This is a genomic window from Leclercia sp. 119287 (assembly GCF_009734485.1).
Lineage (GTDB): Bacteria > Pseudomonadota > Gammaproteobacteria > Enterobacterales > Enterobacteriaceae > Enterobacter > Enterobacter adecarboxylatus_C.
Genome location: NZ_CP046445.1, coordinates 4084872 through 4105710, shown reverse-complemented (window position 1 = coordinate 4105710; position 20839 = coordinate 4084872). Strand labels below are relative to the sequence as shown.

Sequence of the window (20839 nt, the reverse complement as noted above, 5' to 3'; positions counted from 1 at the left end):
TCCCTCTCCCCTATGGGGAGAGGGTGAAGAGTATAGCTGTCAGGCGTTGCAGTACTTCTTACGGATCACCACCACGATGGTTCCCACCAGCCCTGCTACAAGCAGGAACAGCGGCAGGATCATCAGGAAGGTCATGACCTGATCTTCGTGGCGTTTCACGAATGGGATCATGCTCAGCGCATAGCCGAAGGTGGTCACTACGCCGACCCACAGCAGCGCGCTCAGCCAGTTAAAGAACTGGAAGCGGCGGTTAGAGAGGCCGGAAATGCCCGCCATGGTGGGCAGCAGGGTGCGCACAAAGGCCAGAAAACGCCCGGCGAGCAGCGCCAGCAGGCCGTGGCGATCGAACATGCAGGTCGCCCGCTGATGGTATTTATGCGGCAACTGCGCCAGCCAGCTTTTGACCACCCGCGTATTGCCCAGCCAGCGGCCCTGCAGATAGCTGAGCCAGCAGCCCAGGCTGGCGGCGGAGGTGAGGATCACCATCGTCGGCGCAAAGTCCATTACCCCTTTACCGATTAACGCTCCCGCCAGCAGCAGCAGGCTGTCGCCCGGTAAAAATGAGGCAGGCAGTAACCCATTTTCCAGAAACAGCGTGGCGAACATCACCAGATAAACAATCCCAACCACGTGAGGGTCCGCCAGTGCTGCAAAATCGTGTTGCCAGAGTGCAGCGATAATATCTTGAATAACAGCCATGGGCTTTCCTGTGGAACAGCGTATATGAAGTTATTGTACTCCCTATTTAGCCCGATGGGTTTGATCGAGGACCCAACAAATCAGACTTTTCTGGAGGTGGTGTCCAGAAATGCCTACTTTGCGGCCTCTTTTGTCCACGGGCTATTCGATACGAGCAAACCCGGCCTCTAAATCCGCAATCAAATCGTCGACGTTTTCCAGCCCGATATGCAGACGGATCAGGGTGCCTGTAAAGTCCACTTTTCCGCCCGGACGCAGCTCGGCAATCTGCTCTGGCTGGTTCGGCAGGATCAGCGACTCAAAGCCGCCCCATGAGTAGGCCATGCTGAACAGCGAGAAGTTATCGAGGTAGTTGGCCAGCTCGTCATTGCTCAGACGCTTGTTGAGTACAAAGGAGAACAATCCGCTACTGCCCGTAAAGTCACGTTGCCAGAACTCATGGCCCACGCTGCCCGGCAGGGCTGGATGGTTAACGCGCGCCACCTGCGGATGCTGCGCCAGCCACCGGGCGACTTTCAGGCTGCTTTCATGATGCTGACGCAGGCGAACGCTAAGGGTGCGCAGGCCGCGGCTGGTCATGTAGGCGGTATCGGCATCCACCATTTGTCCCATCAGATAGGCATTTTCACACAGTTGCTCCCAGCAGCGGGCGTTGGAGACCGCCGTACCGATCATGCCGTCCGAGTGGCCAATCAGGTATTTGGTCGCCGCCTGGATAGAGATGTCGATACCAAAATCGAGCGCCTTAAACAGCACGCCTGCCGCCCAGGTGTTATCGATCATAATGATGGCGTCCGGCGCTTTGCTGCGTACCGCCTGCACAATGGCCGGCACATCATGCACTTCCATGGTGATGGAGCCCGGCGATTCAAGGAACACGATCCGGGTGTTGGGCTGGATCAGATCGGCGATATTGGCGCCGATCTGCGGATCGAACCAGCCGGTGGTCACGCCCAACTTGCTGAGGATTTTGTTGCAGAAGTCCTGGCTGGGCTCGTAGGCGGTGTTGGTCATAAGAATGTGATCGCCCTGCTCGACAAACGCCAGAATGGTATTTGCCACCGCCGCCGCGCCACAGGGGAACAGCGCACAGCCTGCACCGCCTTCCAACTCGCACATCGCTTCCTGCAAAGAGAAGTGGGTCAGCGTCCCGCGACGCCCGTAAAACAGCTCGCCCTTCGCCCGGTTACGGGTGGCGTGCTTTTTGGCCTCGACGGTATCAAACACCAGCGAGGAGGCGCGCTGAATAACGCTGTTTACCGAACCGAGGGTGTATTTCTTGCTGCGTCCCGCCTGGACAAGGGTGGTATCAAGATGCTTCTCTTTCATGTCTGCGCAACCTGTTTTTATACGTCTGGACGTCCACACTATCACGAAAGTAAAAAAGGTCGCGAGGAGGGGGAGGGGATCAGCGGAAAATTTTTTAAAATTTGTTTCCGGGAAATTTTTCCTGCGTAAGCGCAAGGAAAATGAAACGAATTTACGGCAGTATGTAAATACTAATGAGAACTACTATCAATTCGACGCTGTTTTGATATTATTATGCTCAGATTTTGTGATTTGCGTCCTGGAGATACCGAGTGGGTAATAATTTGATGCAGACGGACCTCTCCGTCTGGGGCATGTATCATCATGCCGACATCGTAGTGAAGATTGTGATGATCGGCTTGATTCTGGCGTCCGTCGTCACCTGGGCTATTTTCTTTAGCAAGAGCGTAGAGCTTATCTCGCACAAGCGCCGTCTTAAGCGCGAGCAGCAGCAGCTGGCCGAGGCTCGCACCCTGAATCAGGCGAGCGACATGACCTCTTCCTTCCAGGCCAAAAGCCTGACCACCCAGTTAATCAACGAAGCCCAGAACGAGCTCGAACTTTCTGCAGGCAGCGAAGATAACGAAGGGATTAAAGAGCGTACCGGCTTCCGCCTCGAGCGTCGCGTTGCGGCCATTGGTCGTCATATGGGCCGTGGTAACGGCTACCTGGCGACTATCGGTGCGATTTCACCGTTCGTTGGTCTGTTTGGTACGGTCTGGGGCATCATGAACAGCTTCATCGGCATCGCCCAGACGCAAACCACTAACCTCGCGGTTGTGGCACCGGGCATCGCAGAAGCCCTGCTGGCGACGGCGATTGGTCTGGTTGCAGCTATCCCGGCGGTAGTCATCTACAACATCTTCGCCCGTATGATCGGCAGCTACAAAGCCACCCTCGGTGACGTTGCCGCTCAGGTCCTGCTGCTGCAAAGCCGCGATCTGGACCTCAGCGCCAGCTCGGTGAAGCCGGTCCGTTCTGCTCAGAAATTACACGTAGGTTAATTCGTCATGGCAATGCGTCTTAATGAAAATCTGGACGATAACGGCGAAATGCACGAAATCAACGTGACGCCGTTTATCGACGTCATGCTGGTTCTGCTGATTATCTTCATGGTTGCTGCGCCGCTGGCGACGGTGGACGTGAAGGTCAATCTGCCCGCGTCATCCAGCCAGCCGCAGCCGCGCCCGGAAAAACCGATTTATCTGTCCGTGAAAGCCGATAAATCCATGTTCCTGGGTAACGATCCGGTGACTGAGGAGTCGGTGATCCCGGCGCTGAATACCCTGACCGACGGCAAGAAAGACACTACCGTCTTCTTCCGTGCCGATAAGACCGTCGACTACGAAACCATGATGAAGGTAATGGACACGCTGCATCAGGCGGGTTACCTGAAGATTGGCCTGGTCGGCGAAGAGAAGACAGTCGCGAAATAAACAAAAACGGCAACCCAAGGGTTGCCGTTTTTGTATTTGCCCGGTGGCGCTACGCTTACCGGGCCTACGTTCAACATGTAGGCCGGGTAAGGCGAAGCCGCCACCCGGCGCTGCACCACTACCCCAGATGTTCCCCGCCGCACACCCCGTGCACTTCCGCCGTCACATAGCTTGACTCCTGGCTTGCCAGATAGACATACACCGGTGCCAGCTCCGCAGGCTGCCCTGCGCGCTTCATCGGGGTCTGCTGACCAAACTGCGGGATTTTCTCCTGAGTCTGGCCGCCGGAGATTTGTAGCGCCGTCCAGATAGGCCCTGGGGCCACCACGTTGACGCGCACGCCGCTCTCTGCCACCTGTTTCGCCAGCCCGCGGCTGAAGTTAAGGATAGCCGCTTTGGTTGAAGCGTAATCCAGCAGATGGGCGCTGGGCTGATAGGCCTGGATCGACGAGGTGGTGATAATGCTCGCCCCGGCGGGCAGCAGCGGCAGCGCTTCCTGGGTTATCCAGAACAGCGCGAACACGTTCACCGCGTAGGTCTGCTTAAACTGCTCCGTCGTCAGGTCGGCAATCTTTTCGACCGCAACCTGCTTACCGGCCACCAGCGCCAGCACATCCAGCCCGCCCAGTTCCTGATGGGCTTTATGCACCAGTGAACGGGCAAATTTTTCATCGCTCAGGTCGCCGGGGATCAGCACCGCTTTGCGTCCAGCTTCTTCAATCAGCTGCTTCACCTGCTGCGCATCTTCTTCTTCGGCAGGCAGATAGTTAATGGCGACGTCCGCTCCTTCACGCGCGTAAGCGATGGCGGCAGCGCGTCCAATGCCTGAATCGCCCCCTGTCACCAGTGCCTTACGATCCTGTAGTCTGCCGCTGCCCTTATAGCTCTTCTCGCCGCAGTCCGGCACCGGATCCATTTTGCTCTGCACCCCGGGGGCAGGCTGCTTCTGCTGTGGATATTCGCCGGTGTGGTACTGGGTTTTAGGATTCTGAATTTTGCTCTGGGAATTTGCCATTGAGGTTCTCCTTGAGTGGTTAGTCAGGCTTTAAGCTTAGGAGAATCAACCAGGAAGTGAGGATCATTCAGGATAATCCTTAAATCAGCAACGGGCGAGGCGGTACGAACTGGCGGGGTTTACGGCTTTTGCGGAGGGATGTCGGCTTTCGCGGCCAGCACGTCTTCATTCAGTGCGACGGTGGTCACGCTGGATGTGCGATAGCCCTGATCGGCCAGCTTACGGGTAACACGCAGGGTGGCGGTTTCACGTGCCCGCAAATACTGATAATTGGTTTCCAGGCGGGCCAGTATTTTATCTTTTAAGTCTGGTCGCTGCTGCATAATGGCGTTTATTGTCGCGCCGTAGATCTCTTCTTTAACCTGCAAAGGGTAAATTTCACGACGGTTTTGCCATTTCAGACGCACCAGACCGGCGGGAATGGAGAGCAGCTCTTTCGCAATGCGTTGTATTTCCGCATTTTTAATCTCTTTAAGTGCAGCCAGGTTTTGCTCTAAGATAAATTCATCGCTCTTTTTATCATCTAAAGCTAAATAAACGTTGTTGTTATCAACATCCTTCACGTTATTCATCCCCTAGCTTATAAAAAATGGGCGTGTTTTTTTCGCAAGTAATTAGATTCAGCCAGATGTCATTACCGGCTTCGTTTATCTCATCGGTTTTTTCCGTCAATATTTGACTTAGTGCTTGCGCGTCTATTTCCCCCTCCGCTTGCAGATCATTGAGCAAACGGGCGAAGACCTCGATTTTAACTACCCGGAATAACCGGTCCTTTATATGGCGGTCGTGCTCTTCGAGCAACATATTGCGGGAGTTACCGGTACGGGTAACACCAATTAATATATCGGGCGCATAATCTGCGAGTGTTCTTTTCCCCTTAGTGAAATTTGCATTGCTTTCTGCTTCTGGTGGTTTCGGTTCCACGGAAGAAATGTGAAACTTAGCCGGGACCAGATTGTCGGGCAACATTTTATATTTCCTTTAATTTCAACAGGGTAGGGTTGTCTGGAGTGTGAGATTCGTTGACAATAACATGAGGCAAATTTAAAATCAAAAAAAATGGAGCCTGCCTATATGAACAGCATTTTTTATACTGTCATTACTTTGTTATTGCTTACTGCCGTAGTTCTTTTATTGATGCGCGAGTTCAATAAAAGTAGCGAAGCGGAGAACGCGCACGCCTCTGCCCAGCCAGAGCGGATGTCAAAAGAAGAGGGCGAAGACCATTTTTCGGTGTTAATGAATGCGATTACGCCGGTTTGGTACTGGCGTGTTAATCATGAATATATTGATTTCCTCCATGCCACAATTAAACGAATGAATATGGTGGAAATAAATAGCATTCCTGACCTGTTTGAGGCGCAGCGTCGTTGCAGCGATCTTAACTCGGCGGTCTACAAATATTACGACAATATCAAGAAGCGCTGCCTGAATGGTGAGAAAGTGTCGCATTCCGATCTGGAGGTAATGAACCTGAGCCAGTGTTTTCGTGAGTTCAGCCTTGAGGCCTATCCATCGCTGGTCGTACTGGTTTGGCCGGAATATCAACGTCCTGTCGTTAAGCCGGAGCAGGTATAGGGGCGTTGTTGTTTAGTTGTTGCAAACACTTTACCCCGTTGCGATATACTGCGCGCTGGTTTCGTTTGCAGACAGGACTCTATGGAACGCTTCTTTGAAAACGCAATGTACGCCTCCCGCTGGCTGCTGGCCCCGGTCTATTTTGGCCTCTCGCTGGCGCTGGTGGCCCTCTGTATTAAATTCTTCCAGGAAATTTTTCACGTCCTGCCGCATATATTCAGTGTCGCAGAATCCGACCTGATCCTGCTTCTGCTGTCGCTGGTGGATATGACCCTGGTAGGCGGCCTGCTGGTGATGGTGATGTTCTCAGGTTACGAAAATTTCGTCTCGCAGCTGGATATCTCCTCTGATAAAGAGAAGCTGAGCTGGCTGGGTAAAATGGACGCCTCGTCGCTGAAAAACAAAGTGGCCGCCTCGATTGTGGCCATCTCGTCGATCCACCTGCTGCGGGTGTTTATGGATGCCAAGAACATCCCGGATAACAAGCTGATGTGGTACGTGATTATCCACCTGACGTTTGTGCTGTCGGCGTTTGTGATGGGATATCTGGATAAGCTGAGCCGCAAGTAAATACGCGGCCGGGATCCTCTCTCCCCGACGGGGAGAGAGGCAAACACTATTTATCTGATGACGCCTGCCACAGATTCAGCTGCCCGTCGGCCACGTGCCGATCAATCCGCTGCAACTCATCCTCGCTAAAGTGCAGATTATTCAGCGCCTGCACGTTCTCCTCCAGCTGCTCCGTCCGGCTGGCGCCAATCAGCACTGACGTCACGCGCTCATCCTTCAGCAGCCAGCTCAGGGCCATCTGCGCCATCGTCTGACCGCGTTCCTGCGCCATCTCATTCAACAAACGCAGGCTGTTGAGGTTAGCGTCGGTGAGCATATTCTCGGTCAGGCCGCGCGCTTTTTTACCTTCGCGCTGCATACGGGAGCCGTCAGGAATGCCGTTGAGGTACTTCCCGGTCAGCAGCCCCTGCGCCAGCGGCGTAAAGGCGATACAGCCGGTGCCGTTAGCCGCCAGGATATCCAGCAGGCCGCTCTTGTCCACCCAGCGGTTGAGCAGGTTATAAGAGGGCTGATGGATAAGCAGCGGGATTTTCCACTCGCGCAGCAGCTCCGCCATTTTCTGGGTGCGTTCCGGTGAATAGGAGGAGATGCCGACGTACAGCGCCTTACCGCTCTGTACCGCCTGCGCCAGCGCAGAGGCCGTCTCTTCCATCGGCGTGTTCTCATCCACCCGGTGCGAGTAGAAGATATCGACGTAGTCCAGGCCCATCCGCTTCAGGCTCTGGTCGAGACTGGCGAGCAGATACTTGCGCGAGCCGCCCGCACCGTACGGGCCCGGCCACATGTCATAGCCTGCTTTGGTGGAGATAATCAGTTCATCGCGATACGCCGCGAAATCATCGCGCAGCAGGCGGCCAAAATTTTCCTCCGCGCTGCCCGGCGGTGGGCCATAGTTATTGGCGAGATCGAAGTGAGTAATGCCGCAGTCAAAGGCTTTTCGCAGCAGAGCGCGCTGTGAATCGAGGGCGTGGACGTGGCCGAAGCTGTGCCACAGGCCGAGTGACAGGGCGGGTAAGCGCAGGCCGCTTTTTCCACAGTAACGGTACTGCATGGTCTCGTAGCGGTTCGGGGAGGCGTTCCAGGGCATGATGTCTCCTTTCTGATGATTGATTTTCGAAACAGCGTTTCTATTCTATCCTTTGTTCGTTCACAATTCATGGAGATATGCGATGACGCGTATGACCGCCAAAGACTTTCCTCAGGAATTGCTCGACTACTACGATTATTACGCTCACGGCAAAATCAACAAACGTGAGTTCCTCAATCTGGCTGCCCGCTATGCTGTCGGCGGCGTCACGGCGCTGGCGCTGTTCAATATGCTCAAGCCCAATTACGCCCTCGCAGAGCAGGTGAAGTTCACCGATCCCGACATTTTGCCCGAGTACATTACCTATCCCTCGCCGGACGGTCATGGCCAGGTGCGCGGCTATCTGGTGAAACCGGCTAAAGCCACCGGTAAAGTCCCGGCGGTGGTGGTGGTGCACGAAAACCGCGGCCTTAATCCCTACATTGAGGATGTGGCGCGTCGGGTGGCGAAAGCGGGGTACATCGCGCTGGCGCCGGATGGCTTAAGCTCGGTGGGCGGTTATCCCGGTAACGATGAAGAAGGGAAGGTCCTGCAACAGAAGGTTGATCCAACGAAGTTGATGAACGACTTCTTTGCCGCCGTCGGGTTTATGGAAAAACACCCGGACGCCACGGGCAAGGTAGGGATCACCGGTTTCTGCTATGGCGGTGGGGTCTCTAATGCCGCGGCGGTCGCCTGGCCGGAACTGGCCTGCGCGGTGCCTTTCTATGGCCGCCAGCCTCCAGCGGCGGATGTCGCCAAAATCAAGGCTCCGCTCCTGCTGCATTACGCCGAACTCGACAAGAATGTTAACGAGGGCTGGCCTGCTTATGAAGCCGCGCTTAAATCTAACGGCAAGGTATATGAAGCCTGGATCTATCCTGGCGTAAACCACGGATTCCACAATGATTCTACCCCGCGTTACGACGAGCCCGCCGCGGAATTAGCTTGGAAAAGAACCCTGGGATGGTTTGAAAAATATTTGAGTTAACCTGCCAGAAAATGCCCGGCAGGCATCCCACTGCCGGGTCCGCATTATTTATTGCACCCGACAATAGTCTTTTTGCTTTATGACATTTTTATTACCGTCAAAGGGCGGAAATGCAATGCCACTCATCCCTTAATCATTATGCGGGTAAAGGTGGAATAGATGCTTTATATTTGCAACTTTATGAAATATAAAGGCAGGTTATTTTAAGGGGTAATGCCACCGATACCGCATCTTAATTTCCACACTTATTAAACAGAAATAAAAAGTTTTATAAAATTAGCCAATAAAAGTACCGCTTCGCATTTTATTGCCGATAACGAGGGTAATACTCGCCTCCGGGCGATATCTCTCTCATGGCAAGGAAATAAATATGCAGGTGTTTCGTAATTTCACGATCCGGTTCGTCATGCTGACGATTCTGGGGATTTTCTGTTTAATGTGGGCGGGCGTTGGGCTGTACGGCTCCTGGGCACTGTCACGCGTTGCCGATGGCAATGAGGTCGATCGGCAGTTGGTCAAACAGATGACGGTGCTCAGCCAGGGCAACGATCAGTACTTCCGCTTCGTCACCCGTCTGAGCCGGGCGATGGACGTGCAGGCGGCGGGCGGTACGGCGGATCTCACCTCCGTCCAGCAGGCGCTGGACACCATGAGCAATAAGCTCGAGGAGATGAAAGCCATGTCGCCGGGGCCGATGGATGCGCAGATCTCATCCCAGGTGATCGCCAGCTGGCAGGCGCTGCTGGAGAACGGCGTAAAGCCCCAGATGCAGTTCGCGCAGCAGGGCAACGTTGATGCTTATCGCCAGCAGGCGAATAACGTCACCCCACCGCTGAGCCGGGCCTTTGGCGACAGTGCCGGAAAATTCAATAAAGCCGCCGACAGCATTCTCGACAGTACCCGCGTGACGGTGGACGGCCTGACCAGCTTCACCCGGACGGTGATCGTCACCGCGACCATCATCGGTCTGCTGATCCTGCTGTTCGCCGATCGCTACCTGGTCGCCATGCTGGTGAAACCTCTGGATCAGCTCCGCCACCACTTTCGTCAGATTGCCCAGGGCGATCTCAGCCAGCCGATCGCCCCCTTTGGCCGTAACTGCGTGGGCCAGCTGGTGCCGCTGCTGACGGCGATGCAGGACAGCCTGCGCGAAGCGGTCAGCACCATCCGCAGCGGTAGCGAGAATATCTGGCGCGGCGCCACGGAGATCTCCAGCGGCAATAACGATCTCTCGTCGCGTACCGAAGAGCAGGCGGCGGCGCTGGAAGAGACGGCGGCCAGCATGGAGCAACTCACCGCCACGGTGAAGCTGAACGCCGACAATGCCCGTCAGGCCAGCGAGCTGGCGGATCTGGCCTCTCTCACCGCCAGTCGCGGCGGGGCGCTGGTGGATAACGTGGTCAACACCATGACCGGCATCTCCGTCAGCTCGAAGAAAATCGCGGAGATCACCAGCGTCATCAACAGTATTGCCTTCCAGACCAATATTTTGGCCCTCAACGCAGCGGTAGAAGCGGCGCGCGCGGGTGAGCAGGGGCGTGGTTTTGCAGTGGTGGCGGGCGAGGTACGTAATCTCGCCAGCCGCAGCGCCAGTGCGGCAAAAGAGATCGAAGGGCTGATTACCGACTCCGTCTCCCGGGTGGAGGAGGGCGCCCGACTGGTGAACGATACCGGCACCACCATGGAGGCGGTGATGCGTGATATTACCGGCGTGACCACCATCATGAAGCAGATTGCCGCCGCCTCGGAAGAGCAGAGCAAAGGCATTTCGCAGGTGGGGGTGGCAATTACCCAGATGGACGGCGTGACCCAGCAGAACGCCTCGCTGGTGGAGCAGGTGTCGGCCGCGGCCTCCGCGCTGGAGCGTCAGACCGAGGAGCTGCAACGCTCGGTGCAGAAGTTCCGCCTGGCGAGCTAGCGGCGGCCGGGCTGCACGTCGCTGATCAATTGGGTCACCTGTGAAAGGTGACCAATTTTCACTTCACTGGACCGCTGAAACTTGCTTTTGTCGATTAACAGCAGCGACTGGCTGGCACGACTGAGAAGCTGCGACTTAAAACCCGCGCTGTGCGGGGTGGGATCCCACATCACACCCTGCTCATCCACCCCCTCGCACGAGAAAATAAACAGGTCGATCTCCAGGGCCTTCAGCTGCGTCACCAGAGCCGGGTTCACATAGCAGCGATATTTCCGCTCCAGCGTTCCGCCCGAGCAGATCAGGGTGATGCGTTCGCGCTTCGCCAGTTCAAGGCAGATGGGCAGGCTGTTGGTAAACACCGTCAGGGCGATATCCGGCAGCTGCCGCGCCAGATGAAAACAGGTTGAGCTGGCGTCCAGGGCCAGAGTCATTCCGTCGCTGACCCAGTCCAGGGCGTGACGGGCAATGTCGGCTTTGTCGGCGTAATGGCTTTTCAGCCGCGCGCCAAAGGGTTCGCCGCCGTCGCGGTGGTCCGGGTGAATGGCCCGCGCTCGCCCGTGATGGCGAACAATCTTGCCCTGCTGCTGAAGCTGTTTCAGATCCCGGCGAATCGTCTCTTTGCTGACCCTAAGCTCCGCGGCAAGGGCGTCTGTGGTCAGCCAGTCGGACGCCGCCAGCAGGCGGATAAGGTCCTGATGACGGGTGCTTTTCATGACTGCGTTCCGGTTCGGGAGACAGAGATTAGCGTCTGGCCAATCGCCACGCCATTCTTGCCGGTGTGCTTGATCTGGTACATCGAGCGATCGGCGCGGCGCAATGCATCGACGAAATCATCCTGCTCCTGCACCTCATCGATCCCCACCGAGGCCCCCACCTGCGCCTGGCCGTTATCCAGCTCGAACGGCGTCAGGGCCGCATTCAGGCAGAGGTGTGCGGTGCTGTTTACCAGCAGACTGGCGAGCGGGAAGGGCAGCAGCAGGACAAACTCGTCCCCACCCAGACGCCCGACCACAGCGCCCGGCGGGCAGGTGTCGCGCAGACGCTGGCTGAGCTGGATCAATAGCTCATCGCCGCTACGGTGACCGAAGGTATCGTTCACCGTTTTAAAATCATCCAGATCGATAAAAGCAATGCACAGCGGCCCCTGGGCTTTGAGCTGCGCGAAGTGCGTGAGCAGCGCATGGCGGTTGGCAAGGCCGGTGAGCGGATCGTGGTTCGCCAGCTGGGCAAGCTGCTCCTCGTACTGCTTCTCTTTAGTCATGTCGATGTGCGTGCCGGTCATCTTCAGGGGGTTCCCCTGCTCATCCCATTCGGTGACGCGGCCGCGATCCAGCACCCAGGTGACGGTGCCGTTTTTGTGCTGCATCCGGTGCAGTGCTTCGTAGAAGGGGGTTTTGCCGTGCAGATGATCGTAGAACGCATCGAGCACGTTCTGCCTGTCATCGGGGTGCAGATGCTCACGCCAGATCTCAAACTGCGCGCTCAGCTCCTTGGGCTGATAGCCCAGCATGGAGCCCCAGCGGCGGTTATAGATAATCAGCTTCCCGGTCGGAACATCAAGCTGCCATAAACAGAGACCCGTCCCGTCGAGCGCAGCGCTGAGCTTGTTGCGGGCGTCACGCGCCAGCCTGGCAAGCCGGGCGTTGTGCTTTTTGAGAATCTGAATCTGATGTTCCAGCGCCTTTTCTGACATGCGAATAATCTGAAGAAAGAAATTATTGATGCCAGTTTACCGGATGGTTGTAAATATGCTGTTGAAAAAAGAGGGAGGTTTGCGTTAAGGCCTGTTACCCCTGAAGAAGGCACGACGGCATAACCGCATCGCTGTATAATGTTGTATATAGCGAATGCGAGGACATGATGAAACAGCAATTTTGGCAAGCTTTAACCCTGGGCGTAGCGGCTTTACTGCCCCTCTCTTCTCAGGCCTCCCGCACGATCACCGACCAGACTGGACGCACCGCGACGATCCCCGATGAGGTTGACCGCGTGGTGGTGCTTCAGCATCAGACCCTGAACCTGCTGGTGCAAATGAACGCCAGCGACAAAATCGTCGGGGTGATGGCGAACTGGAAACAGCAGCTGGGCGACGGCTATGCGCGTCTGGCCCCCGAGCTGAACCAGAAAACGACCCTGGGCGATCTGACCCACGTCGACCCGGAGAAGCTGGTGGCCCTGAAGCCAGATGTGGTGTTTGTCACCAACTACGCGCCGCAGGAGATGATCGACAAGATAGCCAGCCTCGGTATTCCGGTGGTCGCCATTTCTCTGCGTCACGATGCCGCGGGTGAAAAAGCGAAAATGAACCCCACGATGGCCGATGAAGAGCAGGCTTACGATCTCGGGCTGCGCGAAGGGATTACCTTGATCGGCGAGATTGTTAACAAGCAGCCCGAAGCGAAAGCGCTGATTAACGCCACCGATCGGGGCCGCAGGATGGTCAGCGATCGTCTGAAAGATATTCCGGCGGAAAAACGCGTTCGCGCCTACATGGCTAACCCGGAACTGACCACCTACGGCGCCGGGAAATACACCGGGCTGATGATGGCGCATGCGGGGGCGGTTAACGTGGCGGCGGCGACCATTCAGGGCTTCAAAACCGTGGCAATGGAGCAGGTGATCGCCTGGAACCCGCAGGTGATTTTCGTCCAGGACCGGTACCCGTCCGTGGTCAACGAAATCAAAACCGGCGCGCAGTGGCAGACCATTGACGCGGTGAAAAATCAGCGCGTCTACCGGATGCCGGACTACGCCAAAGCCTGGGGCTACCCGATGCCGGAGGCGATGGGCATCGGCGAGCTGTGGATGGCGAAAAAGCTCTACCCGGAGAAGTTTAAGGACGTGGATATGCGCAAAGTGGCCAACGACTGGTATCAGCGCTTCTATCGCACCACCTGGCAGGGGATCGACTGATGCGCGTGCTGGCGGCAGGCAGCCTGCGCAGGGTATGGCCGCAATTACTGGCCCACTTTCCGGAACCGGTTGAAACACGGTTCGGCCCGGCTGGGCTGTTACGGGAACGTATTGAATTGGGGGAGGCCTGCGATCTCTTTGCCTCGGCCAATCTTGCCCACCCGCAGTCGCTGCTGGCTGCCGGACGGGCGCAATACGTGGCGTCGTTCGCCAGCAACAGGCTCTGTCTGACCGTGCGCAGTGAGGTGCTGCGCGAGGGCGATGACTGGCGCTCGGTGCTGACCCGGGCTGATTTACGTGTTGCCACCTCGACGGCGGGCGCCGATCCGTCCGGGGATTACACGCAGACGCTCTTTACCCGGATGGGGGGCGCTGGCGGGGCGGTGAAGAGACGGGCAATGGCCCTGGTGGGGGGGCGAGGATCGGCCCCCGTTCCGGCGGGCAGGCTGGCAGCAGAGTGGATTATCCAGAGCGGGCAGGCGGAGGTCTTTATCGGTTACGCCAGCTACGCGGCCACATTGCGCGAGATAGCCGGGCTGACGGTTATCGACATCCCGGCACCCATTAACCCACGTGCAGAATATGCCTGCGCGGTGATGACGGCGCAGGGGCAACGGCTGGCGGATTTTCTACGGTCGGATAAGGCAAAAGCGATCCTGCACCAGGCGGGTTTCGGTGCGTAATTCTGCCGAGTGGCGCTGCGCTTACCCGGCCTACAGGTTCGTAGGCCCGGCAAGCGCAGCGCCGCCGGGCAATGGGTCAGCGCATTAACCCTGACGTTTGTCTTCGGTATTGGTATCAAAATCGCTCGCCGCATGACGCTCATGCAGCTGCTCGTTCAGCTCGCCGTTAGTGCGGTTGACGATACGCCCGCGCTTCACCGCCGGACGGCTGGCGACATCTTTCGCCCAGCGCTGGACGTTCTTGTAGCTCTCTGCGTCGAGGAACTCCGCCGCGCCATAGACCTGGCCGAGCGCCACGCTGCCGAACCACGGCCAGATGGCGATATCCGCGATGCTGTACTCTTCCCCCGCCACGTAGCGGCCGCGCGCCAGCTGTTTATCCAGCACGTCGAACAGGCGTTTGGCTTCCATGGTGAAGCGGTCGATCGCGTACTCAATTTTCACCGGCGCGTAGTGATAGAAGTGACCAAACCCGCCGCCGAGGAACGGGGCGGCGCCCTGCAGCCAGAACAGCCAGTTCAGGGTTTCTACCCGGCCCGCCGGATCTTTTGGCAGGAAGTGACCGAACTTCTCCGCCAGATAGAGCAGGATATTGCCGGATTCGAACACGCGGGTGGGCGGCGTGGTGGAGTGGTCGCGCAGGGCCGGAATTTTGGAGTTCGGGTTGACCTCAACAAAGCCGCTGGAGAACTGATCCCCCTCGCCGATGCGGATCAGCCAGGCGTCATATTCTGCGCCGGTGACGCCCAGCGCCAGCAGCTCTTCCAGCAGGATCGTCACCTTCTGGCCGTTCGGCGTGCCCAGGGAGTAAAGCTGCAGCGGATGCGAACTGACCGGCAACGCTTTGTCATGCGTGGCGCCCGAGATCGGACGGTTGATGCTGGCGAACGCGCCGCCGTTGGGGTTCTGCTTCCATTCCCAGACTTTCGCTGGCTGGTAGTTGTTGTCGGACATGTTGATCTGCCTTTTTGGGATGTGTTGAGGCAGTTTAGCAGGCATTACGTGAACGGTTTAACGAAGTGAGCGCATAAGCATATGCACTATTCCTTCTGGCGCTTATATATATAAATTCCGCATAAGCTTAATCAAAAACGGCATTTTCATTGTTAATGCGTAAGGGCTTAAAGCTGAATATGATGCGCAAACAGATATCTGTGAAAAATAAAAATTAGCAGTTAAAAAAACTTTCAAGGCAAGGAGTTAGTGAGATATGCGTAAGCCATTAGTATCTGCTGTTCTGGTCGCGCTGGCGCTGGTTGCCGCGGGCTGTGATGATGCCAAAAATAAAGAGCCTGCGTCGGCCCCGGCTGCCAAAAGCGATGCGCCGAAAGAGGGCGGTTCACTGATTATCGGCATCACCTCCGGCGACCCGCTGGCCGTTAACCCGCTGTATGCCAGCGACCGTACCACCCTGACCATCATGCAGGCGCTCTATGCCCCGCTCTACAGCTTTAACGATGGCAAAATCGAATGGGGTCTGGCCGAAAGCCTGACGCCATCCGCCGATAACCTCAGCTATACCCTGACCTTAAAACCCAATCTGAAGTGGCAGGATGGCCAGCCGCTGACTGCCGATGACGTGGTGTTCACCTTCAACAAACTGCTGGAGGAGAAGCAGCATAGCTTCTTCCGCAGCATGTTCACCTACGGCGGCAAGCCGGTGGCGGTGAGCAAGGTCGACGATCGCACCGTTAAGTTCACCCTGCCGCAGGTGAGCGCCGCCTTTACCGGCACCCTGGTGCAGATCTACCCGATCCCGCAGCACGTGTTTGCTCATGAAGCGGATCTGGAAAAGAGCAGCAAAAACGATGCGCCGGTGGGTTCCGGGCCGTTCAAATTTAAGGAGTACCGCGCCGGGCAGTATTACGCCCTGACCCGTTTTGACGACTACTGGAACGGCAAAGCGAAGCTCGACTCCGTGACCTACCGTTTCGCCAAAGACAGCAACTCCGCCAACCTCGCGCTGCAAAACGGCGAGATCAACCTCAAGATGGTCGATCCGCAGGATGTGTCGCGTCTGAAGAATACCGGCAAGTTTGATTTCGTGGTCTACCCGGAAGGGCGTCTGGCCTACATGACCTTCAACCAGAACGTGCCGGTGATGAAGAGCAAGGAGCTGCGTCAGGCCATCGCGTATGCCATCAATAAGGACGAACTGACCCAGACCGCGTTCACCTCGCTGGACTACGCCAAACCGGCAACCTCGTTCCTGACCCCGGATACGCTGTACCAGACTGACGACGTGGAGCAGTACAAGTTCGATCAGCAAAAAGCCAAAGATTTGCTGAAAGCCTCAGGCGCCCCGGCAAACCTCAAGCTGCGTCTGGCCTATGTGAATACCAACAAAACCCAGGAGAGCCAGGCGCTCTACATTCAGCAGGCGCTGAAGGGCATTGGCGTGAACGTGGAGCTGATGCCGCTCGACTCCAACGCCATGTCCCAGCGCAGCCTCGACATGAACAATACCGCCTGGGAGCTGAATCTCGGCGGCTACATCATGGGTGCCGAGCCGGATGGCTACAAATCGCTGTTCATGAGCAACGAAGCCTACAACTACGCCCACTACAAGAACCCGCAGTTCGATGCCCTGTGGGATAAAGGTGCTGTAGAAACCGACGCCGGCAAACGCGCTGAGATCTACAAGCAGATCCAGCAGACCGTGGCTAACGACATGACCTACTATCCAATCTCCTACACCAACGCCACCGTGGCCGTGGATAAACGCTTTGGCGGCACCAAAGAAGCGGAGCCGAAGCCGGTGTATCTGTTCCAGGAACTGTCAAAAATCTACCAAAAATAAGCTGTCGCCCCGGTCAATCGATCGGGGCGTTGTGTTGGGTAAGTCGTAAGGGCATGTCGTGAACACATTACTGATGCGTCGGCTGCTGCAACTGGTGCCGATGCTGTTCTTTATCTCGCTGGTGGCGTTTTTGCTGGTCAAACTCGCCCCGGGCGATCCGGTGGCGGCGTACATCACCCCGCGGATGGCACCAGAGGATATCGAGCGTATTCGCCAGAGTCTGGGGCTGGATAAGCCGCTGGTGACGCAATATTTTCTGTGGCTGAAAAACATTCTGCAGGGGGATCTGGGCTATTCGCTGATCTATCACCGCCCGGTGCTGGCGATGATTGCCGAGCGCATTCCGGCCACCCTTGGGCTGATGGGGGCCTCGCTGCTGATGGCGATTATCCTCGCCATTCCGCTGGGGCTGTTGGCCGGAGCGTTTAAGCACCGCTGGCTGGATCATGTTCTGAACCTGTTCGCCTATATTGGCATCTCGGTGCCGATCTTCTGGTTTGGCATTCTGCTGATCACCGTCTTTGCCGTGCAGCTCAACTGGTTCCCCAGCATGGGGATGCGCACCATCGGCATGGAGGATAACTGGCTGGACGTGGTGCGCCATGGCGTGCTGCCGTGCGTTGCGCTTACCTTCTATAACCTCTCCAGCTACGTGCGCTACATCCGCTCTAATACCATTTCGCAGCTTTCGGCAGACTACGTGCAGACCCAGCTGGCCTATGGAGCCACCCGTTCCAGCATCCTGTTCCGCCATGTGCTGAAAAACGTGCTCCTGCCGGTGATCACCCTGTTTGGCCTGTCGTTTGGCGAGCTGGTTGTCGGAGCCTATGTCACCGAGAGTGTCTTCTCCTGGCCGGGGATGGGGCTGCTGGGGATCCAGTCGATCACCTCCCTCGACTACCCGCTGATTATGGCGATCATCATGCTCTCGTCGCTGATGCTGATCGTCGGCAACCTGATCGCCGATCTGTTATATCGCTTCGCCGATCCCCGCATACGTACCCTGAGGTAATCCCGGATGAGCAGACGCTGGCAACAGGTTCGTCACCAGCTGCGCCGCAATCGTCCGGCGCAGTTCTCGCTTTTTGTCCTTTTTATTTTTGTCGTCGCCGCGCTCTGTGCGGGGCTGAGCCCTTACGATCCGGATCGGATGTCGCTGGGGGCGCGCACCCTGCCGCCCGACGGTGCCCACTGGTTCGGCACCGACGAGTACGGACGCGACTACTTTACCCGTGCCCTGTACGGCGGGCAGATCTCGCTGATGGTCGGCTGTCTGGCGATGGTCTTTTCGACGCTAATCGGCACGATAGTCGGCACGGTAAGCGGCTACTTCGGCGGCTGGCTGGATAACCTGATGATGCGCGCGGTCGACATCCTGATGGCGATCCCGGCCTTCTTCCTGCTGCTGGTACTGAATGCGTACCTGAAGCCCGGCGTGGACAACATCATCATGATCATTAGCCTGCTGACGTGGATGAATATGTCCCGGCTGGTGCGTGCCGAAACGCTGTCCGTTAAAGAGCGCGAGTATGTGCTCTATGCCCGCGCCTCCGGGGAACATCCGCTGCGGATTATCCTGCGCCATATCATCCCCGGCGTGCTGCCGACCATTATCGTCGCCGCCACCCTGAATATCGCCTCGGCCATTCTGATGGAATCCACCCTCAGCTTCCTCGGCCTCGGGGTGCAGGCGCCTGCCGCCTCCTGGGGCAGCATGCTCAATAACGCCCAGTCGTATATCGGCGAGGCCTCCTGGCTGGCGATGTTCCCCGGCATTCTGATTCTGCTGACGGTGTTCAGTTTTAACGTGTTAGGCGACGTGTTCCGCACCGCCTTTGAGCCGGGAGCGAACCGCGATGAATAACTTACTTGAACTCGACAACCTGCAAACCACCTTCCGCACCCGCGATGGCGATGTCCACGCGGTGCGCGGGGTGAGCTTTCACGTTCAGCCGGGCGAGCTGGTGGGTATTGTCGGGGAGTCCGGCTGCGGCAAGAGCGTGACCTGCAAATCCATTATCCAGCTGCTGGGCAGCAACGGGCGCATCACCGGGGGGCAGATCCGTTTCGACAATAACGATCTGGCGCAGAAAACCCCGGAGCAGATGCGCGCCATTCGCGGGAACCAGATCGCGATGATTTTTCAGGATCCGATGACCGCCCTGAACCCGGTGCTGACCATCGGCAAACAGATGGCTGAGATCCTGATGCGTAACAAAGGCCTGAACAAAAAAGCGGCCCGCGCGGCGAGCATCGCCATGCTGGAGCAGGTGGGCATTGCCGAAGCGGAGCGCCGTTACGACCAGTACCCGCACGAGTTCAGCGGCGGGATGCGTCAGCGGGTGATGATCGCCATCGCGCTCTCCTGCGATCCCAAACTGCTGATCGCCGATGAACCTACTACCGCGCTGGACGTCACCATTCAGGCGCAGATCCTGCGGTTGTTAAAAAGTTTGCAGCAGAAAACCCACACCGCCATCCTGCTGATCACCCACGATCTTGGTGTTGTCGCTCAGGTATGCAGTCGGGTGGTGGTGATGTACGGCGGGCTGGTGATGGAGGAGGGCAGCGTGGAGGATATTTTTTACCGTCCGGCACACCCTTACACCCTGGGGCTGCTGGCGTCCCTGCCGCACCCGGAACAGACCAGCCATCGTCTGTCGCCCATCGAAGGATCGCCTCCGGGCCTGCTCAATCCGCCCCCGGGCTGCCCGTTTGCCGAACGCTGTCCGCAGCGGATGCCGCAGTGCGAGCGTCAGCCCGCGTTTTACAGCCCCGAACCGGGGCACCGCGCGGCCTGCTGGCTGCTGGCCGATAAGGAGGTTCAGGCATGAGCGAACAACATTCTCCCCTTGTCAGCGTGCGGGACCTGCATAAGCACTTTACCCTCAACGGCGGCCTGCTGCGCAAAGGGGTGGTGGTGAAAGCGGTGGACGGCGTCAGCTTTGATATCCGCCAGGGGGAGACCTTTGGCCTGGTGGGCGAATCCGGCTGCGGCAAATCGACCCTCGGGCGCGCCATTCTGCGGCTGTTTGATATCACCTCCGGCGAGATTGATTTTGCCGGGCAGGCGATCGCCCAGGCCAGCGAAAAGCAGCTCAAGCCGCTGCGCAAGCGGATGCAGGCCATTTTCCAGGATCCTTATTCGTCGCTGAATCCCGGGATGACCGTCCAGCAGCTGGTGGCGGAGCCGATGCAGATCCACGGCTATAGCCGCGAGGAGCAGCGGGAGCGAACCGAAACCCTGCTCTACAAGGTGGGGCTCAAGCAGGAACATCTTCAGCGCTTCCCGCACGAGTTCAGCGGCGGCCAGCGCCAGCGGATCAGCATTGCCCGGGCGCTGTCGGTGCGCCCGGAGTTTGTCCTGTGCGATGAGCCGCTGTCGGCGCTGGATGTTTCGGTGCAGGCGCAGGTGGTGAACATCCTTCAGGATCTGCAGCAGGAGCTGGGGCTGACCTATCTGTTTATCGCCCACGATCTGTCGATGGTGCGCCATATTTCGACGCGCATCGGGGTGATGTACCTCGGCAAGCTGGTGGAGGTAGCGCCCGCCGATACCCTGTATCAGCATCCGGCGCACCCCTATACCCGGGCCCTGTTAGCCTCGGTGCCGCAGCCCGATCCACGGATCCGCAATCTGGAGCAGGCCACCTTGCGCGGGGAGATCCCCGGCCCGACCTCTGTGCTGCCGGGCTGTAAGTTTTGCAGCCGCTGCCCGCACGTGATGCCGGTCTGCCGACGCGAAGCGCCCGCGATGCAGGAGATTGCTCCCGGCCACTTTGCGGCCTGTTGGTTGTTTAAGGTGTGAGAGTAAGGTGCCAACATCCGCCGGGTGGCGGCTTTGCCTTACCCTGCCTACAAA

General features: G+C 57.5%; 22 protein-coding genes. 13 read left to right on the top strand and 9 right to left on the bottom strand.

Going from position 1 to position 20839, the window contains the following annotated elements; all coding sequences use genetic code 11:
• Positions 1–39: 39 nt before the first annotated feature.
• Complete coding sequence (gene yghB / locus GNG27_RS19685) at positions 40–699, bottom strand: DedA family general envelope maintenance protein YghB (protein ID WP_142487097.1); 660 nt, start codon at positions 697–699, stop codon at positions 40–42.
• Positions 700–840: 141 nt separating this feature from the next.
• Positions 841–2028, bottom strand: coding sequence for a cystathionine beta-lyase (gene metC / locus GNG27_RS19680; protein ID WP_156264635.1), 1188 nt, complete (start codon positions 2026–2028; stop codon positions 841–843).
• A gap of 251 nt (positions 2029–2279) precedes the next feature.
• Here metC and exbB point away from each other — a divergent pair, with 251 nt between their 5' ends.
• Both exbB and exbD read left to right on the top strand, forming a co-directional pair.
• The gene (gene exbB / locus GNG27_RS19675; RefSeq protein ID WP_156264634.1) at positions 2280–3011 is read left to right on the top strand and encodes a tol-pal system-associated acyl-CoA thioesterase; all 732 of its coding nucleotides are present in this window, start codon (positions 2280–2282) and stop codon (positions 3009–3011) included.
• A 6-nt stretch (positions 3012–3017) separates the two neighbouring features.
• Positions 3018–3443, top strand: a complete 426-nt coding sequence (gene exbD / locus GNG27_RS19670) for a TonB system transport protein ExbD (protein ID WP_142487094.1) — start codon at positions 3018–3020, stop codon at positions 3441–3443.
• 118 nt (positions 3444–3561) lie between these two features.
• Here exbD and GNG27_RS19665 read toward each other — a convergent pair whose 3' ends face one another.
• The 3 genes from GNG27_RS19665 to GNG27_RS19655 form a co-directional block, all read right to left on the bottom strand.
• Complete coding sequence (locus tag GNG27_RS19665) at positions 3562–4458, bottom strand: SDR family oxidoreductase (RefSeq protein WP_142487093.1); 897 nt, start codon at positions 4456–4458, stop codon at positions 3562–3564.
• A gap of 119 nt (positions 4459–4577) precedes the next feature.
• Positions 4578–5030 carry a cytoplasmic protein gene (locus GNG27_RS19660; protein ID WP_142487092.1) on the bottom strand — a complete coding sequence of 151 codons (453 nt, stop codon included), beginning with the start codon at positions 5028–5030 and terminating at the stop codon, positions 4578–4580.
• The gene (locus GNG27_RS19655) at positions 5023–5427 is read right to left on the bottom strand and encodes a hypothetical protein (protein ID WP_142487091.1); all 405 of its coding nucleotides are present in this window, start codon (positions 5425–5427) and stop codon (positions 5023–5025) included. Before GNG27_RS19655 ends, GNG27_RS19660 begins: the two co-directional genes overlap by 8 nt.
• Positions 5428–5532: 105 nt before the next feature.
• Here GNG27_RS19655 and GNG27_RS19650 point away from each other — a divergent pair, with 105 nt between their 5' ends.
• On the top strand, positions 5533–6036 hold the full coding sequence (locus GNG27_RS19650) for an ESA_00282 family adhesion-associated protein (RefSeq protein ID WP_142487090.1): 504 nt from the start codon (positions 5533–5535) through the stop codon (positions 6034–6036).
• Between the two features lie 81 nt (positions 6037–6117).
• Entirely contained in the window at positions 6118–6606 is a 489-nt protein-coding gene (locus tag GNG27_RS19645; RefSeq protein WP_103822854.1) for a TIGR00645 family protein, read from the top strand.
• Positions 6607–6652: 46 nt separating this feature from the next.
• Here GNG27_RS19645 and GNG27_RS19640 read toward each other — a convergent pair whose 3' ends face one another.
• Positions 6653–7693, bottom strand: a complete 1041-nt coding sequence (locus tag GNG27_RS19640; protein WP_156264633.1) for an aldo/keto reductase — start codon at positions 7691–7693, stop codon at positions 6653–6655.
• 82 nt (positions 7694–7775) lie between these two features.
• Here GNG27_RS19640 and yghX point away from each other — a divergent pair, with 82 nt between their 5' ends.
• Both yghX and GNG27_RS19630 read left to right on the top strand, forming a co-directional pair.
• A complete protein-coding gene (gene yghX, locus GNG27_RS19635; RefSeq protein WP_156264632.1) occupies positions 7776–8663 on the top strand; it encodes a YghX family hydrolase in 888 nt (295 codons plus the stop codon).
• A 370-nt stretch (positions 8664–9033) separates the two neighbouring features.
• Positions 9034–10581 carry a methyl-accepting chemotaxis protein gene (locus GNG27_RS19630; protein ID WP_156264631.1) on the top strand — a complete coding sequence of 516 codons (1548 nt, stop codon included), beginning with the start codon at positions 9034–9036 and terminating at the stop codon, positions 10579–10581.
• On the opposite strand, the gene fucR is transcribed toward GNG27_RS19630, so the two are convergent.
• Together fucR and GNG27_RS19620 are read right to left on the bottom strand one after the other, a co-directional pair.
• On the bottom strand, positions 10578–11294 hold the full coding sequence (fucR, locus tag GNG27_RS19625; RefSeq protein WP_156264630.1) for an L-fucose operon activator: 717 nt from the start codon (positions 11292–11294) through the stop codon (positions 10578–10580). The genes GNG27_RS19630 and fucR overlap by 4 nt on opposite strands.
• A complete protein-coding gene (locus GNG27_RS19620; RefSeq protein WP_156264629.1) occupies positions 11291–12274 on the bottom strand; it encodes a sensor domain-containing diguanylate cyclase in 984 nt (327 codons plus the stop codon). Before GNG27_RS19620 ends, fucR begins: the two co-directional genes overlap by 4 nt.
• A 167-nt stretch (positions 12275–12441) precedes the next feature.
• On the opposite strand from GNG27_RS19620, the gene GNG27_RS19615 reads away from it, so the two are divergent.
• Together GNG27_RS19615 and GNG27_RS19610 are read left to right on the top strand one after the other, a co-directional pair.
• Entirely contained in the window at positions 12442–13494 is a 1053-nt protein-coding gene (locus tag GNG27_RS19615) for an ABC transporter substrate-binding protein (protein WP_156264628.1), read from the top strand.
• A complete protein-coding gene (locus GNG27_RS19610) occupies positions 13494–14177 on the top strand; it encodes a molybdate ABC transporter substrate-binding protein (protein ID WP_156264627.1) in 684 nt (227 codons plus the stop codon). Before GNG27_RS19615 ends, GNG27_RS19610 begins: the two co-directional genes overlap by 1 nt.
• Positions 14178–14261: 84 nt before the next feature.
• Here the strand turns inward: GNG27_RS19610 and yghU are convergent, their stop codons facing one another.
• A complete protein-coding gene (yghU, locus tag GNG27_RS19605; RefSeq protein WP_156264626.1) occupies positions 14262–15131 on the bottom strand; it encodes a glutathione-dependent disulfide-bond oxidoreductase in 870 nt (289 codons plus the stop codon).
• Positions 15132–15387: 256 nt separating this feature from the next.
• On the opposite strand from yghU, the gene GNG27_RS19600 reads away from it, so the two are divergent.
• The 5 genes from GNG27_RS19600 to GNG27_RS19580 are packed head-to-tail and all read left to right on the top strand — an operon-like array spanning position 15388 to position 20785.
• Positions 15388–16977: an ABC transporter substrate-binding protein gene (locus GNG27_RS19600; protein ID WP_156264625.1), complete on the top strand. Its 1590-nt coding sequence runs from the start codon at positions 15388–15390 to the stop codon at positions 16975–16977.
• Between the two features lie 58 nt (positions 16978–17035).
• Positions 17036–17989, top strand: a complete 954-nt coding sequence (locus tag GNG27_RS19595) for an ABC transporter permease (RefSeq protein WP_156264624.1) — start codon at positions 17036–17038, stop codon at positions 17987–17989.
• A gap of 6 nt (positions 17990–17995) precedes the next feature.
• On the top strand, positions 17996–18841 hold the full coding sequence (locus GNG27_RS19590; protein ID WP_156264623.1) for an ABC transporter permease: 846 nt from the start codon (positions 17996–17998) through the stop codon (positions 18839–18841).
• Entirely contained in the window at positions 18834–19811 is a 978-nt protein-coding gene (locus tag GNG27_RS19585) for an ABC transporter ATP-binding protein (RefSeq protein ID WP_156264622.1), read from the top strand. Before GNG27_RS19590 ends, GNG27_RS19585 begins: the two co-directional genes overlap by 8 nt.
• Complete coding sequence (locus GNG27_RS19580) at positions 19808–20785, top strand: ABC transporter ATP-binding protein (RefSeq protein ID WP_156264621.1); 978 nt, start codon at positions 19808–19810, stop codon at positions 20783–20785. Before GNG27_RS19585 ends, GNG27_RS19580 begins: the two co-directional genes overlap by 4 nt.
• Positions 20786–20839: the final 54 nt, after the last annotated feature.